17 protein-coding genes are annotated in these 17,532 nt (G+C 69.8%); 13 read left to right on the forward strand and 4 right to left on the reverse strand.

What is annotated here, in order from left to right:
- The first annotated feature begins 14 nt into the window (after window positions 1–14).
- From L0U85_RS11410 to rnc, 8 genes are all read left to right on the forward strand, one after another.
- Window positions 15–1,643 (forward strand): DAK2 domain-containing protein, encoded by a 1,629-nt coding sequence (locus tag L0U85_RS11410; protein WP_241377886.1) that lies wholly within the window; start codon window positions 15–17, stop codon window positions 1,641–1,643.
- Window positions 1,640–3,823 (forward strand): ATP-dependent DNA helicase RecG, encoded by a 2,184-nt coding sequence (gene recG, locus L0U85_RS11415; RefSeq protein WP_241377887.1) that lies wholly within the window; start codon window positions 1,640–1,642, stop codon window positions 3,821–3,823. The genes L0U85_RS11410 and recG overlap by 4 nt, the downstream gene beginning before the upstream one ends.
- Window positions 3,824–3,853: 30 nt before the next feature.
- On the forward strand, window positions 3,854–4,411 hold the full coding sequence (gene rsmD / locus L0U85_RS11420) for a 16S rRNA (guanine(966)-N(2))-methyltransferase RsmD (RefSeq protein WP_241377888.1): 558 nt from the start codon (window positions 3,854–3,856) through the stop codon (window positions 4,409–4,411).
- Window positions 4,408–4,899, forward strand: coding sequence for a pantetheine-phosphate adenylyltransferase (gene coaD / locus L0U85_RS11425; RefSeq protein ID WP_241377889.1), 492 nt, complete (start codon window positions 4,408–4,410; stop codon window positions 4,897–4,899). Before rsmD ends, coaD begins: the two co-directional genes overlap by 4 nt.
- 63 nt (window positions 4,900–4,962) lie before the next feature.
- Window positions 4,963–5,475 (forward strand): hypothetical protein, encoded by a 513-nt coding sequence (locus L0U85_RS11430; RefSeq protein WP_347177424.1) that lies wholly within the window; start codon window positions 4,963–4,965, stop codon window positions 5,473–5,475.
- Between the two features lie 95 nt (window positions 5,476–5,570).
- A complete protein-coding gene (locus tag L0U85_RS11435; protein WP_241377891.1) occupies window positions 5,571–6,146 on the forward strand; it encodes a YceD family protein in 576 nt (191 codons plus the stop codon).
- A gap of 27 nt (window positions 6,147–6,173) precedes the next feature.
- Complete coding sequence (gene rpmF, locus L0U85_RS11440; protein ID WP_136533252.1) at window positions 6,174–6,347, forward strand: 50S ribosomal protein L32; 174 nt, start codon at window positions 6,174–6,176, stop codon at window positions 6,345–6,347.
- Between the two features lie 12 nt (window positions 6,348–6,359).
- Entirely contained in the window at window positions 6,360–7,076 is a 717-nt protein-coding gene (gene rnc / locus L0U85_RS11445) for a ribonuclease III (protein ID WP_277605680.1), read from the forward strand.
- Window positions 7,077–7,111: 35 nt separating this feature from the next.
- Here rnc and mutM read toward each other — a convergent pair whose 3' ends face one another.
- The 3 genes from mutM to L0U85_RS11460 all read right to left on the reverse strand — a co-directional run bounded on the left by mutM (window position 7,112) and on the right by L0U85_RS11460 (window position 9,521).
- Window positions 7,112–7,942, reverse strand: a complete 831-nt coding sequence (gene mutM / locus L0U85_RS11450) for a bifunctional DNA-formamidopyrimidine glycosylase/DNA-(apurinic or apyrimidinic site) lyase (RefSeq protein ID WP_241377893.1) — start codon at window positions 7,940–7,942, stop codon at window positions 7,112–7,114.
- A gap of 26 nt (window positions 7,943–7,968) precedes the next feature.
- Window positions 7,969–8,589 (reverse strand): response regulator transcription factor, encoded by a 621-nt coding sequence (locus tag L0U85_RS11455; protein ID WP_241377894.1) that lies wholly within the window; start codon window positions 8,587–8,589, stop codon window positions 7,969–7,971.
- 197 nt (window positions 8,590–8,786) lie between these two features.
- A complete protein-coding gene (locus L0U85_RS11460; protein ID WP_241377895.1) occupies window positions 8,787–9,521 on the reverse strand; it encodes a CAP domain-containing protein in 735 nt (244 codons plus the stop codon).
- A gap of 314 nt (window positions 9,522–9,835) precedes the next feature.
- On the opposite strand from L0U85_RS11460, the gene L0U85_RS11465 reads away from it, so the two are divergent.
- The 5 genes from L0U85_RS11465 to L0U85_RS11485 all read left to right on the forward strand — a co-directional run bounded on the left by L0U85_RS11465 (window position 9,836) and on the right by L0U85_RS11485 (window position 16,680).
- The gene (locus tag L0U85_RS11465) at window positions 9,836–10,024 is read left to right on the forward strand and encodes a hypothetical protein (RefSeq protein ID WP_241377896.1); all 189 of its coding nucleotides are present in this window, start codon (window positions 9,836–9,838) and stop codon (window positions 10,022–10,024) included.
- Window positions 10,025–10,179: 155 nt separating this feature from the next.
- Window positions 10,180–13,725: a chromosome segregation protein SMC gene (smc, locus tag L0U85_RS11470; protein WP_241377897.1), complete on the forward strand. Its 3,546-nt coding sequence runs from the start codon at window positions 10,180–10,182 to the stop codon at window positions 13,723–13,725.
- A gap of 52 nt (window positions 13,726–13,777) precedes the next feature.
- A complete protein-coding gene (ftsY, locus tag L0U85_RS11475; RefSeq protein ID WP_241377898.1) occupies window positions 13,778–14,878 on the forward strand; it encodes a signal recognition particle-docking protein FtsY in 1,101 nt (366 codons plus the stop codon).
- 27 nt (window positions 14,879–14,905) lie between these two features.
- A complete protein-coding gene (locus L0U85_RS11480; RefSeq protein WP_347177423.1) occupies window positions 14,906–15,694 on the forward strand; it encodes an aminoglycoside phosphotransferase family protein in 789 nt (262 codons plus the stop codon).
- Window positions 15,695–16,092: 398 nt separating this feature from the next.
- On the forward strand, window positions 16,093–16,680 hold the full coding sequence (locus tag L0U85_RS11485) for a TlpA disulfide reductase family protein (protein WP_241377900.1): 588 nt from the start codon (window positions 16,093–16,095) through the stop codon (window positions 16,678–16,680).
- Between the two features lie 36 nt (window positions 16,681–16,716).
- On the opposite strand, the gene L0U85_RS11490 is transcribed toward L0U85_RS11485, so the two are convergent.
- Window positions 16,717–17,493 (reverse strand): cytochrome c biogenesis CcdA family protein, encoded by a 777-nt coding sequence (locus L0U85_RS11490; RefSeq protein WP_241377901.1) that lies wholly within the window; start codon window positions 17,491–17,493, stop codon window positions 16,717–16,719.
- Window positions 17,494–17,532 lie beyond the last annotated feature (39 nt).

The raw sequence follows: 17,532 nt of genomic DNA on the forward strand, positions 1-17,532 counted from the left end.
TATCCTCATGGCCCGTGGAAGACATCCGTGAGCACGGCCCTCAGTCCCTCGACGCCGACGCGATGCGACAGTGGGCGGCGCGTGGCGTCGACACGCTGACGCGCCACCGGCGCGCCGTCGACGAACTCAACGTGTTCCCGGTCGCCGACTCGGACACGGCGACGAACATGGTCGCGACACTCCAGGCCGCCTTCCAGGGGGCCACGCCGGACCTGCCGCTGCCCGCGCTGCTCGAGGAGGCCGCCGGACGTGCGCTGCTGTCGGCACGGGGGAACTCCGGGGTGATCCTCGCTCAGATGCTGCGTGGCCTGGCCGATGCGTGGACCGTCGAATCGGTCGACGCGAAGGGCCTCGCCACCGGGCTGCGCTCGGCGACCGACGCCGCGACCGCCGCCGTCGCCGTCCCGACCGCCGGCACGATTCTGACCGTCGCCGAGGCCGCGTCCTCGGCCGCCGCCAAGGCCGCCCCGTTCGGACTGGTCTCGGCCGCCCGGGCCGCCGCCGAGGCCGCCGCCGAGGCGGTCGCCGCGACCCCGACTCAACTGCCCGCACTCGCCCGTGCGGGCGTCGTCGACGCAGGCGGGCTCGGCCTGGCTCTTCTGCTGGAGGCCCTGGTGGAGACGCTCACCGGCTCGACCTCGACCGGTGCCGTCGACCTGTTGGAGCGCCACCGCACCCGTCCGGCCGGCCCGGTCGAGGAGGTGCCGCGCGAGACCGGTTCGGAGGCCTACGACTACGAGGTCCAGTATCTGCTCGAATCCGAGGCCGAGGCCGCGGCCGGCCTGCGGCAGCGCCTCACCGAGCTGGGCGACTCGGTCGTCATCATCGGCTCGCGCGCGGCCAGGGCCGTCACCACGTTCAACGTCCACGTCCACGTCAACGACGTCGGCGCGGCCATCGAGGCCGGGATCGAGCACGGCCGGGTCCACCGGATCTCGGTCACCCGCTTCGACGACGCCTATTCACGACACCACCCCGCGGGCGGTTCCGTCGCCCCCCGCCACGCGGACTCGGGCGAACACTATTTCGCTCTCCAACGCGCCGTCGTCGCCGTCACCGCGCTGCCGCAGCTGCGGAGCCTTCTGGAGACGGAGGGCTGCCGGGTGGCGGCCTCCGGCGCCGTCGCCGATGTGCTGCTGGCCGTCCGCGCGGGCGGCGGCCCGAACGCGGTGGTGCTCACCGACGATCCGGCCGCGATCGACGCGGTCCGCGAGGCCGCGCACGAGGCCCGCGGCGACGGCTACCGCGTAGCGGTCATCCCAACCGGCTCGATCATGCAGAGCCTGGCCGCGTTCGCAGTCCACGACCCCGAGCGGCGCTTCGACGACGACGTCATCGCCATGGCCGAGGCCGCCGCCTCCTGCCGTACCGGCGAGATCCGATTCGACGGCGGCAAGGTCTTCGGCCTGGTCGACGGCGACGTCGTCCACACCGGAACCGACCCCGCCCTCGCGGCCGTCGACCTGGTCGACCGGCTCTGCTCGGCGGGCGCCGAACTCATCACGCTGATACCCGGCGCCGAGTCGGATCCGGAAACTGTCGCAGCCTTGGGCGATCATGTGGGGCAGGCGTGGCCACTGGTAGAGCTCCAGCAGCTGCCCGCCGGCCAAGAGCAACCGCTGATGCTGATAGGGGCCGAATGACCGTCGATTTGGGAACCCGCCTGCGGGACGTGGTCGGCAAGGCCGCCGCCGCCGCGCTCGACAAGGGACTGGGACTCGAGACAGTCGGAGACCTCCTGGGCCACTACCCGTTCCGGTACGCCCAGCGCGGCGAGCAGACCGACCTGGGCTCCCTCCAGATCGGAGACGAGGTCACCGTCGTCGCCCAGGTCCGCGCCTCCACCACCCGGGAGCTGCCGCGCAAGCGACTGAAGGGCGGCAAGCTCGGGCCGAAGCGCCGGCTCACCGAGGTCGTCGTCGCAGACGAGTCCGGGCGCACCCTCACGCTGACCTATTTCAACCAGCCCTGGCAGGACAAGACCCTCAGCCCCGGCCGCTGGGGCCTGTTCGCCGGGAAGGTCGGGCAGTTCCGCGGCCGACTCCAGCTCACCTCGCCGCAGTACCAGCTGTTCGAAAGCGAGGACCCCGAGAGCACCGACGTCGTCGAAGAGTTCGCCGGCGCACTGGTGCCCGTCTACCCGGCGACCGCCGAACTGCCCACCTGGAAGGTCGGCAAATGCGTGCAGAACGCCCTGAAGGTCGTCGCCGATCCCCCCGACCCGCTCCCGGCCGCGATCCGCTCACGCCAGAAGCTCATGGCCTACGCCGCCGCGCTCCACCAGATCCACCGGCCCGAGTCGTTCGAGTCTCTCGGCGCGGCCAAGAAGCGCCTGAAATGGCAGGAGGCACTGGTCATGCAGGCCGCCCTGGTACGCCGCAAGGTCGAGGCCGCCGTCGAGCCAGCCACGCCGCGCCCGAGGGGCGGGGCCGTCCTGGAGGCCTTCGACGCGGCGCTGCCGTTCGAACTCACCGCAGGTCAGCGCCTGGTGGGGGAGGAGATCGCCGCCGAGCTCGCCGGGGAGCACCCCATGCACCGGCTCCTCCAAGGCGACGTCGGCTCCGGCAAGACCCTCGTGGCGCTGCGAGCCATGCTCCAGGTCGTCGCCCACGGCGGCCAGGCCGCACTGCTCGCCCCCACCGAGGTCCTCGCCGGGCAGCACCACCGCTCGATCGTCGAGATGCTCGGCGACCTCGCCCGCGGCGGCGAACTGGGCTCGCCTCCGGAGGCCACCCGTGTCGTGCTCTTGACCGGCTCGGCCACCGCCGCGCAGCGGCGCGCCACCCTCGAGGCCGTCGGCTCCGGCGAAGCCGGGATCGTCATCGGCACCCACGCGCTCCTCTACGAGGGCGTCGACTTCGCCGACCTCGGCCTGGTCGTCGTCGACGAGCAGCACCGCTTCGGCGTCGAGCAGCGCGACGTCTTGCGCGCCAAGGCCGAACGCCCACCCCACACTCTGGTCATGACGGCCACGCCCATCCCCAGGACCGTCGCGATGACCGTCTACGGCGATCTGGAGACCAGCCGCCTCACCGAGCTCCCCGCCGGGCGCAGCCCCATCGCCACGCACGTCGTCCCCTACACCGACCAGCGCTGGATGTCCCGCGCCTGGGCGCGCGTCCGCGAAGAGGTCGCGTCCGGACGCCAGGCCTATGTCGTGTGCCCGAGGGTCGGCGGCGACGAGGCCGACGACAAGGGCGACGACGATCGGCGGCCCCCGCTCGCGGTCACCGAAATGATCGAGGCTCTCCGGGGCGGCCGGCTCTACGGCCTGCGCCTCGGCCTCCTCCACGGCCGCCTCGACGCCGACGAGAAGGACCGCGTCATGCGCGCCTACGCCGCCGGCGACATCGACGTCCTCGTGGCCACCACCGTCATCGAGGTCGGCGTCAACGTCCCGAACGCCACCGCCATGGTCATCCTCGACGCCGAGCGCTTCGGCATGTCCCAGCTCCACCAGCTGCGCGGCCGGGTCGGCCGCGGCCACCACCCGGGCCTGTGCCTGCTGGTCAGCGAGGCCGCCGAGGGCACGCGCTCCCGTGATCGCCTCGACGCGGTCGCCTCCACCACCGACGGTTTCGCTCTGGCGGAGCTCGACTTGGAGCAGCGCCGTGAGGGCGACGTCCTCGGTGCGGTCCAGTCCGGTACGAAGTCGCACGTCAAACTCCTGTCGCTGCTGCGCGACGTCGACATCATCGAGGCGGCCAGGCGCGACGCGGTCGACCTGGTCGCCGCCGACCCGCGGATGCGCTCGGAGCCGGGCTTGGCAGCCCTCGTGGAAGACCTCGCCGCCGACCGGGGCGAGTATTTGGAGAAGGGCTGAGCGGCACTTCTGCGTTAGAGTAGACATCCCATGACTAGGATCATCGCCGGCGCCCTCAAAGGCCGCCGCCTCGCAACGCCTTCGGGGGACCGAACCAGGCCGACCTCGGACCGCGTCCGTGAGGCGCTGTTCAACTCGCTCGCTCCGGGAGGCGACCTCGAAGGACTCCGCTTCGCCGACCTCTACGCCGGGTCCGGCGCGGTCGGCATCGAGGCGGTCTCGCGCGGCGCCGAGCACGCCCTGTTCGTCGAGTCCCATGCGCTCACTGCGAAAGTGTTGCGCCGCAACATCGCCGAGCTCGGCGTCGCCGACGCGCACGTGATCTGCGCCCCGGTCGAGAAGGCACTGGCCGACGAGCCCGACGAACCCTACGACGTCGTCTTCGCCGATCCCCCTTACGCCGTCACCGACACCGCGATCGCCGCGATCCTCAATGCGCTGGTGGACAACCGATGGCTCGCCGAGGACGCCGACGTCGTGGTCGAACGGGGCGGGCGCGACGCGAGCGTGCCCTGGCCCGCGAAGATCGCACAAGACCGCGTCCGTCGCTACGGGACCACCGCTCTTTGCTACGGTCACGCCCTGTGAAACCTGAAGCTCGGCACGCCGTCTGCCCTGGGTCCTTCGATCCGGTGACCTACGGACATCTCGATATCATCAGCCGCACCTCACAGCTGTACGATGAAGTGTGGGTCGCGGTCTTCCACAACGCCTCCAAGAACGCGGTGTTCTCGGTCGAGGAGCGTCTGGAACTTCTTCGCGAGACCACGTCGGACATGCCGAACGTCCGGGTGGCGTCCTTCAAGGGCCTCGTCGTCGACTTCTGCTCCGAGCACGGGGTCGGCGTCATCGTCAAGGGAGTTCGCGCCGTGTCGGACTTCGACTACGAACTTCAAATGGCCCAAATGAACTACGGACTGGGGGGCGTTGAGACGGTGATGATGCCCACCAATCCGCTGTACTCTTTCCTTTCGTCCTCCATGGTCAAAGACGCGGCGAAGTGGGGCGGGGACATCTCCCCTCATGTTCCGGAAGTCGTCCAAAGGCGACTGGTGGAACGCATGCGTCAGGATTGACCCCAATTCCACCTTCTGATACGGGACAATAGCCCCATGACGGATATTGACGGGAGCAAATCGGTGGGTTCGCTCGACAGGATCGAAGAGATCATCGCCTATGTGGAGGCGGCCAAGGCCGTCCCGATGTCCCGAAGCTGCAAGATCGATCGCGCCGAGCTCATCGCGATGCTGGAAGAGCTCCAAGCGGATCTGCCGACCGACATGCGCCGCGCCGAGGCCATGCTCCAGGAACGCGACAAGATCATCGAGGCCGGCGAACGCGAGGCCGAACGGATCATCTCCGAGGGCGAGGCCGAGCACGCCAGGCTCGTCTCGCGGCACGAGGTGACGGTCTCGGCCGAGCACGAGGGCAACCGGATCATCGGCGAAGCCCGAGGGGAAGCGCAGCGGCTGCGCGACGAGGTCGACGAGTACGTCGACACGACGCTCGCGAACTTCGAGCAGTTCCTGCACCGCGCCCTGTCCGGCGTCGAACGGGGCCGCGACAAGATGCACACCCTGCGCGAGATCGGCTCGTTCGCGCCACAGCAGCAGGAGGACGTCGAAGAGGAGAAGCCGCTCCCGCAGTTCTAGCACGGCCTGGTTGGAGCGGTCTTCAGAGCTGAGGTAGCATTGTCGGTCGGCCTCGATCGAGGCGCACCTCCCTACCGAAGGACTGCCGTTCACCCATGACCAGCAGCGCTCTGAATCCCGCTTCTCCCATGGTGGTCGACACCATGGAGCTCGGGCGCAGTGCCGGCGCGACCATGCAGGTCGCGCGCGAGGTCGGCGCCCCTGAGGCGCTCGGGCTCGACGTGTTCAAGGTCCCGGAGTCGTCCCCGCTGTCCATCGACCTCACCCTCACCGCCGTCAGTGAAGGCGTCCTGGCTAACGGCGAGGTCGAGGCCTCGGCCGAGGGGGAGTGTGCGAGGTGCCTCGCACCGATCGAGGACACCCTCAGGGTGCAGGTGCAGGAGCTGTACGCTTATGAAGGCTCCGCCACCGAAGAGACCACTGACGCCGACGAGATTTTGCGGCTCCAGGGGGATCTTCTCGATCTGGAGCCCGCGGTTCGGGACGCGCTGGTGCTGGCAATGCCGGTCACCCCGCTGTGCCGGCCCGACTGCCCGGGGCTGTGCGCCGAATGCGGCGTCCCCTGGGACGAGCTGCCCGACGACCACCGTCACGAGACGGTGGACCCGCGTTGGGCGGCCTTGGACAAGTTGCGGATCGTCGACGCCGATGGCGACGACGGCCGGAAGTAGCACAGCGCAACAGTATGGAGATCTAAAGTGGCTGTCCCGAAGCGTCGTATGTCGCGCAGCAACACCCGGCACCGCCGGTCGCAGTGGAAGGCTGCGCCGGTGCGTCTGGTCGAGTGCCCGCAGTGCCACGCCCAGAAGCGCGGCCACCAGGTCTGCGAAGTCTGCGGCACGTACAAGGGCCGCCAGGTCCTCGAGGCCTAAGACCTCCTGTCTATGGGCGACAAGGCAGTACAACATTTCGAAGCGGTGTTCGGGGTTGATGACATCGACCCCGAACTGCTTCGCCTCGCCCTGACCCACCGTTCCTACGCCTACGAGCACGGCGGCATTCCCACCAACGAGCGCCTCGAGTTCCTCGGGGACTCGGTGCTCAGCCTGGTGGTGACCACCGCGCTCTACCAGACCCATCCCGAGCTGCCCGAAGGCCAGCTCGCGAGGCTGCGGGCGTCGGTCGTGAACATGAAGGCGCTGGCCACGGTCGCGCGCCGCATGGGCGACGGTGGGATCGGCCCGCACCTGTACCTCGGCAAAGGCGAGGAGTCCTCGGGCGGGCGGAACAAGAACTCGATTCTGGCCGACGCCGTCGAGGCGCTCCTCGGAGCGGTCTACCTTCAGTACGGCATCGAGATCGCCAAGGGCGTCGTCCACCGGTTCTTCGACCCGCTCATGGAGCGCGCCGCCGGGCAGGGCGCCGCCCTGGACTGGAAGACCAGCCTCCAGGAGCTCACCGCCGACTCCGGACTCGGCGTCCCCGAGTACCGGATCACCGAGTCCGGCCCCGACCACGCCAAGGAGTTCACCGCCTGGGCCGTCGTGGCCGGCGAGGAGTTCGGCGAGGGCACCGGCGGCTCGAAGAAGGACGCCGAGCAGATCGCCGCCGAACTGGCCTGGCGGGTGCTTTCCGAACGCCTCGGCGTCAAGCAGCGCTAATCTGCGGCTCGCGGGCTTCGCCGAGAGCGGTGACCTCACCGCTGGCAGTTCGGGCAGTAGTGCGCCGAGCGGTCCCCGATGACCTCGCGGCGGATCGCCGTGCCGCAGTGTCGGCACGGCTGCCCGGCCCTGCCGTAGACGGCCAGTTTCCGTGAGAAGTATCCCGACTCGCCGTTGACCCGCACGTACAGCGCGTCGAACGACGTCCCGCCGGAATCGAGGGCGTCCTCCAGCACGACTCGGACGTGGCCGAGCAGTTCGAGGGCCTTGCGCTGGGAGATCCGCTCGCCGAGACGCCGACCGCGAATACCCGCGCGCCAGAGTGCCTCGTCGGCGTAGATGTTCCCGACACCGCTGATCCAGCCCTGGTCGAGCAGCGCCTTCTTCACTTCGATGCGCCGCGACCGCAGGCGTGCCGCGCACTGCGCCGCGTCGAACTCGGGCTCGAACACGTCCGGTGCGATGTGGCTGAGCGTCGTCGGGACATGCCCGTCGAACTCGGCGATCTCCAGGAAGCCGAACGTGCGCTGGTCGACGAACCACAGCTCGCGCTCGTCCTCGAAACGCAGCAGCGCCCGCAGGTGCTTGTGCGGCGTGACTCCAGGTGCTCTGACGAGGAACTGGCCGCTCATGCCCAAGTGGCACACCAGGGCCCGGCCGTCATCGAGGGTGAGCCACATGAACTTCCCGCGCCGGCCGCTGCCGGTGATGACCTGACCTTCCAGGCTCGCGGCGAAGTCCTCCGCGCCCGCCGGGTGCCGCCGCACCGTCCTGGGGTTGTAGACCGCGACCGCGCTGATGCGCCCGCCTCGGAAGGCCGCGTCGACCCCGCGGCGGATCGTCTCGACTTCGGGAAGCTCCGGCACCGCCCCAGTATGGGTGCCGTGCGTTACTAGCTCATCTGCGGGTGCTTCTCGCGCACCGGATCCAGGCCGTAGTTGATCGCGAAGGCGATCGCGGCGAGCCGGGAGTTCACGCCGAGCTTGCCGAGCACGTTCTGGACATGTGAGCGGACCGTCGAGACCGACACGCCCATGGCGTCGGCCATGTGGCTGGTGGCCTCGCCGCGGACGATGCGCCGCAGCACGTCGTCCTCGCGCGGCGTGAGGTGGTGGGCGAGCTCGTGGGCGTCCTGGTCGCCGAGCAGCGGCGCGGGCTGGAGGGCGGCCCGCAGGAGCTGCGGATCGTAGTACGGGGGACTGGCGAGCCCCTGGTCGATAGCGTTGAGCAGGTCCTTCGGCAGGATGTGGGTGCTCGCGATGCCCGCCGCCGAGACCGAGACGGCCTTGCGCAGGACCGAACCGTCGTCGCGGTCGGTGATGAGGAACACCGGCCGTTCGCAGTCGGTGAGGACCCTGTTCCTGGAGACCGCCTCCAAGGCGACCAAGCAGCAGTCGGCCTGCCCTTCCGCGGTGAGCGCCTTGGCGCTCTTGGCCTCGATCACGATGTCGCCTCGGCGGTGGAGCAGCGGTCGGATGCTGGCTGAGAACACCTGATTGGGGTCGTACAGCATTACACGCACGGTTGGCACCTCGTCCTTCAGGTTTTTGGTCGCCTCCCCAGTCGCGCGCCCGTTCAGGCGGCTATATCAGAATGACCGGTTGTAATCGCCGAGTCCAGGCTTGAGTCAGATGGCCGACACAAGCGGGTATCTGCGTCTCCCAGCTGCGATAATGCGGGGCCGGTCCGGTACTGGCGGTAAGGGGCGCGCTAGCCGAAGTTCTGCACCCAGTACGGGGTTCCGTCGCGGTCGGCGATGCCGATGCCGATGACGTCGTAGTCGCAGTTGAGGATGTTGGCGCGGTGGCCCTCGGAGTTCATCCAGCCCTCCATGACGGAGGCGACGTCGGGGTAGCCGGCGGCGATGTTCTCGCCGACTCCGCCGTTGAAGCCCTGCTCGGCGGCGCGTTCGGAAGGGTTGCGCCCGTCGAGGGAGATGTGGTCGAAGTAGTCGTTGACGGCCATGTCCTCGGCGTGGAGGCGCGAGGCGGTGTCGAGGAGCGAGTTGCGCTCCAGCGCGCCGCAGCCGGCCGCTGAGCGCTCGTCGTTGACGGCGTCGACCAGCGCCTGATCGCGGGTGCGGTCCGGCTCGGGTTCAGGCTCGTCGGGGCCGTCGTCCGGCTCCGGATCGGGCTGAGGTTCCTCTTCCTCCGCCTCCTGTTCCGACGGGGCCTCGGTCGTGGGGGTCTCCTGCTCCTCGGCCTCTTGGGGCTGGATCGAGGTGTCGCCTATCTGCAGGTCGGGCCGAGGGGTGTCGGCGGGTGCCTGGACGGTCCGGGCGGTCTGGGAGTCCCCGTCGGGGGCGGCGGTCTGTTCGAGTGGCGACCCGAGCGCCCACAGTGAAGTGGCGATCGTGCTGAATCCGAAGGCCAGGAGGATCGCGAGGAACATCCGGCGGCGGTTCTCGGCGGGGTTGCGATGACGCCCGCCCCTGACTCGACTCATGGGGGTGCAGCAGCCTCGTTACGGGGAGTTACATGAGGTATCTTCCGTTTTGTCAGGACCCTATCAGGCGCGAGGGCGCTGCCGGGCCCCGAGGTGTGACCCCCGTCCAATCCAAGGGGCAAAGCCTGTGTAAAGCTTGACGAGAACCGCCGAAGAGGCGGATGATGTTCAGTGACGGCCAGCGTTCATGAGCCGTACTTCATGGTCAGGCTTGGGCAATCGGCTCAAGTCCCAAAAATACACTCAGGTAGATGCGACGTTATTTATGGTGCGTACACCACCGTCACCAAACGACGCGATCGCAAGGAGAAACTATGGCGAAAGCCCTCTACGGCCACATCGGTCAGGCGCCGAGCAAGCGACTGATGGAAGAAGTGGTCCAGCTACGCGCGCGAGTACGCAACCTCGAGACCGAACTCGCCGAGCTGCGCGCTCGCGAGAACGAGGTTCAACACGACGAAGCCGAGGAGTTGATGCGGCTGTCAGAGCCCGCGTTGACTTAGCGTCACTCGCACCACGGAAACACCAGCGCGCCAGCTGCACGACAGCCGGCGCGCATTGTCGTGTCCGGGGCGGTTCGATATGCCCGTTCCCGTCGGGACGGCCTTGTAGTCTAGGACCGACCCAGCCACGCAGACCCGCGCCTCGGAGTTGACCGTTGTACCTCAAGAGCCTGACGCTGAAGGGCTTCAAGTCCTTCGCCTCGGCCACGACCCTGCGGTTCGAACCCGGCATCACCTGCGTCGTCGGCCCCAACGGTTCCGGCAAGTCCAATGTCGTCGACGCCATCGCCTGGGTCCTCGGCGAGCAGGGCGCGAAGTCACTGCGCGGCGGCAAGATGGAAGACGTCATCTTCGCCGGCACCACCGGCCGCCCCGCCCTCGGCCGCGCCGAGGTCACCCTCACCATCGACAACTCCGACGGCGCCATCCCCATCGACTACACCGAAGTCTCGATCACCCGCCGCATGTTCCGCTCCGGCGAGGGCGAATACGAGATCAACGGCGACCGCTGCCGCCTCCTCGACGTCCAGGACCTCCTCTCCGACGCCGGCATCGGCCGCGAGATGCACGTCCTGGTAGGCCAGGGAAAACTCGACTCCTACCTCCACGCCCGCCCCGAGGACCGCCGCTCCTTCATCGAAGAGGCCGCCGGCGTCCTCAAACACCGCAAGCGCAAAGAGAAGGCCCTGCGCAAACTCGAAGGCATGCAGGGCAACCTCGACCGCCTGGGAGACCTCACCTCCGAGCTGCGCCGCCAGCTCAAACCCCTCGGACGCCAGGCCGAACTCGCCCGCCGCGCACAGACCATCCAGATGGACCTGCGCGAGGCCCGCCTGCGCCTGCTCGCCGACGACCTCCACAGTCTCCGCACGAACATCGCCAAGGACCTCGCCGACGAAGAGGCCCTCAAGGAGCGCAAGGCCGTCCTCGGCGAAGAGCACGAGCGCCTCGCGGCCCAGATCGGCGAGCTCGAGACCGCCCACGCCGCCGACAAGCCGCGCCTCGCCCGCCTCCAGGAGACCTGGTACCGCCTCCAGGCCGTCGCCGAGCGCCTGCGATCCACCGCCCAACTCGCCGCCGAGCGCCGCCGCTACCTCTCAGAGGACTCGAGCGACGACCGCGCCGGACGGGACCCCGACGTCCTGGAGACCGAGGCCCAGCGCATCCGCGAACAGGAGATCGAGCTGCGCGAGGGCATCGCCGAGGACTCCGAACGCCTCGCGAGCGCCGTCGAGGCCCGCGAGCAGACCGAGGAGTCGCTCGCCGAAGCCGAGCAGCGCATCGTCGGCGCCGTCAAGGCCGCCGCAGAACGCCGCGAGAACCTCGCCAAGCTCCGCGGCCGCGTCGACTCCCTGCACACCCGCACCGCGGCCGCCGACGAAGAGCTCGAACGCGCCTCCGTCGCCCTCGCCGAAGCCAGGGAACGCGCCGAAGCCGCCGCCGAAGCGGTCGCCGAGGCCGAGGCCGAAGGCGAAGCGGTCGAGGCGGACGCCGACCTCGACGAGCGGACGGCCGCCGCGAAGACCCGCGTCGCCGCCGCCAAGGCCGAGGTCGACCGGCTCGCCGAGGCCGAGCGCACCGCCGACCGCGAGGCCTCCCAGTGGACCGCCCGCGAGGAGGCCCTCGCCGTCGGCCTGCGCCGCAAGGACGGCGCCGCCGCCCTCCTCTCCCGCGACCAGACCCTCCCCGGTCTGCTCGGTTCCGTCGCCGCCCTGCTCACCGTAGAACCCGGCTATGAGGCGGTCCTCGCCGCCGCGCTCGGCCGCCTGGCCGACGCCATCGCCGTCACCGACGCCGCCAGCGCCGCCGCCGCCCTCCAGATCCTCCGCGACGAGGACGGGGGCCAGACCGGATTCCTCATCGCCGGCGCCGCCTCGCACGTCCAGGTCCCGCCGAGCTTCAAGGCCGTCGCCGACACCGTCTCGGCCCCCGCCGACCTCGCCGGAACCGTCCGATCGGTCCTCGCCGGCATGGTCGTCGCCGACGACCTCGACGCCGCCCGCGCCATCGTCGCCGCCCACCCCGAGCTGACCGCCGTCACCCGCGACGGCGACGTCCTCGGCGCCTCCACCGCCCACGGCGGCTCGGCGAAGGCCCAGTCCTACATCGAGATCCAGGCCGCCGTCGACGAGGCCCGCGACCGCAAGATCGCCGCCGAGTCGCTCGCCTCGGACCTGCGCGAACAGCTCGACGAAGCCCGTGACGCGCTCGGCGAGGCCGAGACCGCCGCCGACGAGGTCCGCGCCGCCAGGCGCCAGGCCGAAGCCGCCCACAACGCCGTCCACCGCCGCCTCGCCGAACTCGGCGCCGCGGCCCGCGGCGCCGAGGCCGAGGTAGCCCGCCTCGCCCAGAGCAAGGAGCGCGCCACGCGCGCCCGCGAGGCCGACACCGCCGGCCTGGCCGACCTCGAAGCGCAGCTCGAAGCGCTCGAAGCCGAGCCCGAGGTCGAAGAGCCGTCCACCGACGAACGCGACGCGTTCGCCCGCGAACTGGAAGCGGCCCGCCAGAACGAGATGGAGACACGCCTGGCCGTCCGCACCGCCGAAGAGCGCGCCTCGGCGCTGGCGGGCCGCGCCGACGCTCTGGCCCGCCAAGCTCAGTCAGAGCGCGCCGCCCGCGCCCGCGCCGAGGCCCGGCGTGCCGCCCGCGCCCGCGGCGCCGCCGTCGCAGCGCTCGTCGCCGAGGCCGCCGAGACCACGGGCGTCCAGATCACCGACTCCCTCGAAGCCGCCGCCATCGAACGCGACCGCATCGCCGCCGAGCAGGCCCGACGCGAGGCCGCGCTCGCCGAAGTGCGAGAGCGCGCGAACACCACCGCCGCAGAGCTCGAACGCATCACGTCGGCGGCCCACCGAGACGAGGTCGCCCGCGCAGAGCAGCGCCTGCGCATCGAGCAGCTCGAAGAGAAAGCCGGCGCCGACTACGGCGTCGACATCGAGACGCTCCTGGCCGAGTACGGGCCTGAGCGGCCGGTCCCGCCCAGCGCCGAGGACGTCGCCAAGGCCGAGGGCCAGGGAAAGCCCGAGCCCGAGCCGGTCCCGTTCGACCGGGCCGTCATGGAGAAGCGCGCCGCCCGCGGCGAGCGCGAGCTCAAGCTCCTCGGCAAGGTCAACCCCCTGGCCCTGGAGGAGTTCGCCGCACTCGAAGAGCGCTACAAGTTCCTCAACGAGCAGCTCGAAGACGTCAAGAGGACCCGCGCCGACCTCCACACCGTGGTCAAGGAGGTCGACGACCGCATCCAGAGCGTCTTCGCCGAGGCCTACGCCGACACCGCCCGCGAGTTCGAGCACGTGTTCCAGACCGTCTTCCCCGGCGGGGAGGGCCGGCTCGTCCTCACCGACCCCGAGAACCTGCTGGAGACCGGCGTCGAGGTCGAGGCCAGGCCCCCGGGCAAGAAGGTCAAGCGGCTCTCGCTGCTGTCGGGCGGCGAGCGGTCGCTGACGGCGCTGGCGCTGCTGTGCGCGATCTTCCGTGCGCGTCCCAGCCCGTTCTACCTCATGGACGAGGTCGAGGCCGCTCTCGACGACGTCAACCTCCAGCGGCTGCTGAACCTGCTCAGGCAGTTGCAGGAGAACTCGCAGCTGCTGGTCATCACGCACCAGAAGCGCACGATGGAGATCGGCGACGCCCTCTACGGCGTGACGATGCGGTCGGGAGTGACCCAGGTGATCTCGCAGAAGTTCATCAGGGAAGAGGCCTGAGGACGGGTCGGTACAGTGGTGGAGCACTGGAGACTTCCCGGAAGGTGAAATCGTGGACAACCTGTGGATCTGGCTGGTGGCCGCCCTCGTCTTGGTGGCGGCTGTGGTCGGCGGCGTGCTGCTCGCGCGCCGGTCCCGCCCGTCGGCGATCGAGGCGGAGGAGCCCGCCGAACCGCAGGTGGAAGCCGAGCCCGAGCGGCCGTCGATCGAGACCCCCGAACCGACGGCCGGGCGGCTGGTGCGGCTGCGCTCGCGCCTGTCCCGCTCCAACAGCACCCTCGGCAAGGGCCTGCTGGCGCTGCTGGCCAGCGACAAGCTCGACGACGAGGTCTGGGAAGAGGTCGAGGACACGCTCCTGGGCGCCGACGTCGGCGTCACCGACACGACCCAGATCGTCGAGCACCTCCGCGAGCGCGTCAAGGTCCTCGGCACCCGCACCCCGGCCGAGGTGCGCGCGCTGCTGACCGAGGAGCTCTCCGCCGCGCTCGAACCGGATCTGGACCGGAGCCTCGCGACCGTCTCACCGTCGGGCGAGGGACCTGCGACGGTCATGGTGGTCGGCGTCAACGGCTCGGGCAAGACCACCACCTGCGGCAAGATCGCCCGGGTCCTCATCGCCGACGGCCATTCGGTGATCATGGGCGCCGCCGACACGTTCCGCGCCGCGGCCGCCGAGCAGTTGGAGACGTGGGGGAGCCGTGTGGGCGCCAAGGTGATCCGCCGCGGTGAGGGCGCCGACCCCGCCTCGGTCGCCTTCGACGCCGTCAAGGCCGGCTCCGACGAGGGCACGGACGTCGTCCTGGTCGACACCGCCGGGCGCCTCCAGAACAAGACCGGCCTGATGGACGAGCTCGGCAAGGTCAAGCGCGTGATCGAGAAGCAGGGCCCGGTCGCCGAGACGCTGCTGGTCCTCGACGCGACGACCGGCCAGAACGGGCTCCAGCAGGCGAAGGTGTTCGGCGAGGTCTGCCAGATCACCGGCGTCGTGCTCACCAAGCTCGACGGGACCGCCAAGGGCGGGATCGTCATCGCGGTTCAGCGGCAGTTGAGGGTACCGGTTAAGCTGGTCGGACTCGGGGAAGGTCCGGATGACCTGGCCCCGTTCCAGGTAGAAGAGTTCGTCGACGCGATCGTCGATGGCGCCGACGGCTGATTCAGAACACGGGCACAGCGGGGACCGGTGAGCCAAGACGAGATTCCGCTTATTGGCGGTAACACCAGCACAGTGGTCCGATTGGGGGACACGGTCCGGCGCAATACCGGCCCGTGGACGCCCGCGGTCCACGCCCTGCTGCGGCATCTGGAGCAGGCCGGTTTCACCGGTGCGCCCAGGCCGCTCGGGATCGACGAGCACGACCGCGAGGTCCTGTCGTTCGTGGAGGGCGAGCCGGGCAAGTACCCGCTCGCTCCGCACTGGACGACCGACGAGACGCTCACCGCGGTGGCGAAGATGCTGCGGATGTTCCACGACGCCCAGTACGGCTTCCGGCCCCAGCCGGGGGCGACATGGCGCTCGTTCGGGCCACCGCCGCCGGACACCGAGGTCATCTGCCACCACGACGCCGCGCCCCACAACGTGGTCTGGAGGCCCGACGGGACGCTGTCCCTCATCGACTTCGACCTCGCCAGCCCCGGCTCGCGGATCTACGACGTGGCGTACGCGGCCTGGACGTGGGTGCCGGTCTTCACCGACCGGGACTCGATGACGCTGGGCTGGAAGAAGCCCGACCGTCCCAGGCGCCTGCGCCTGTTCGCCGACGCCTACGGGCTGTCGGGCAGGGACCGCGAGCGGTTCATCAAGGTCATCCGCAAACGGATCGTGGACCACATCGAGGGGATCAGGCGCATGGCCCAGGCCGGCGACCCGACCTTCGAGCGGATCGTGCAGAAGGGCCATCTGCGTCGGCCCGCGCGCGACCTGCGTCTGCTCGACGCCGAGCGCTACAGGTTGGACGAGGCGCTGCGCTGATCCGCTGCGCCTGTGCGATGTCGCGGCGAGGGCCCGCCGACGAGCCGGGAGCCGACGGTGCCCTCGCCGCTGATCCTTGCGTCTCCTGCTCCGCCGATCGGAGCGCCACAAGAGCTGGAGCGCTCCCAATTCGATCGGCAGGACATTCGGGGAGTCGGAGTCCGCGCTGTGGGTTCTCGAAGGGTTTTGAGGGATTTGATAGTGAACATACCTTGTGAGCGCTTGCCTGTCAATACATCGGCTCACATCAATACACAAGGCCAACTGGTCAGCATATACGCCGCCCCGGAGTCAGACTCCGGACGAATTCATCATTCTGTAAGACCGCCTACCGGGGTCCCGACCGGATCCTCGCAGGATGATGGGGGCAGAAGCGACCCCCTGAAAGGAACGAACCGTTGAAACGCACTGCGATCGGCATCGCCGCGACCGGACTGGCCGCGGCCCTCGCGATGAGCGCCTGCGGCTCCGACGAGGAGCCCACCGACGAGGAGCCAACGAGCGAGGAGGCGACGGCCGAGGAGACGACCGACGAGGCGGCCCCGGAGACCGCCGAGGAGGACAAGGCCGTCCCCGAACTCCTCGACTTCACCGCCACCACCGTCGACGGTGAGGAGTTCGAGGGAGCCTCCCTGGTCGGCGACCCGACCGTCTTGTGGTTCTGGGAGCACGACTGCCCGATCTGCCAGAGTCAGGGACCGGCCGTCGCCGACCTGTACGACGAGTTCGGCGACCGGATCGACATCGTCGGCGTCTCCGGCGCCGGCATCTACGCCGCCAGCAGCGCCGACGACCGCGAGGGCTTCGTTGAGCAGACCGGCACCGGCGACGCCTTCCACATCGAGGACCAGGACTACGAGCTGCGCAACGCCTTCGGCATAGTCAGCCAGAGCACCTTCGTCGTTCTCGACGGCGAAGGCGAGGTCGTCGAGAGCGGCTCGCTCAGCGAAGACGACCTCAACGACGCCGTCGAAGACCTCGTCTGACCGAGGCCCGGGCCCCGGCGGAGCCGGGGCCCGCTCTCATCTCCCGAACACCGACTTCACCAGCTCCTCCAGGAACCGCTGCACCGACAGCGCGCCCTCGATCACCGGGTCCGACGGGTCGCCACCGCCAAGGACCCGCAGATCCCACCAGCCGTAGTAGGCGACGTACAGCCCGGCCGCCAGCAGCAGCACCCCCACCACCCGCATGACCTTAGGGAACTGGCGCTTGAGCCACACGATGAGCCCCTCGCGCGCCAGCGCGATCGCCAGTGACACCACGCCTATCACGATCGTCATCCCGAGCGCGTAGGCCAGGAACATCGCCGTTCCGCCGAGCACCGACGTCGACCGGAACGTCTGCGCCACCAGCGCCAGGAACGGCGCGATGGTGCACGACAGCGAGGCGAGGGCGAAGAACAGGCCGAACAGCGTCATCGAACCGAGCGAGCGTTTGACCTCCCGCCCGCCGAGCTTGGGCATGAACGTCGGCAGGCCGCGCCCGAGCAGCAGCCACACACCGGCGAGCGCGACGGCGGCGCCGACGACGATGGTCACCCACGGCAGGAAGCCGGTGATGCCGACCGCCGCGGTGGACACGAGCAGACCGAAGGCGCCGAAGACGGTCACGAAGCCGATGGTCATCGCGACGGTGAACAGGCCGGCGCGGCCCAGGGCCCGCCACCGCGAGACGTCCTCGTCGGCCTCGCCGGTGATGAGGAAACCGGCGTAGACCGGGAGGAGTGCGAATCCGCACGGGTTCACCGCGGCCACGGCCCCGGCGATGAGCGCGAACGCGAAGGGGAGATCCTGCATGCTACGAGTCTGCCCGCCGGAGTCGGTCGGCAATGCGTG

This window comes from Glycomyces sp. L485, assembly GCF_022548875.1.
Lineage (GTDB): Bacteria > Actinomycetota > Actinomycetes > Mycobacteriales > Micromonosporaceae > Glycomyces.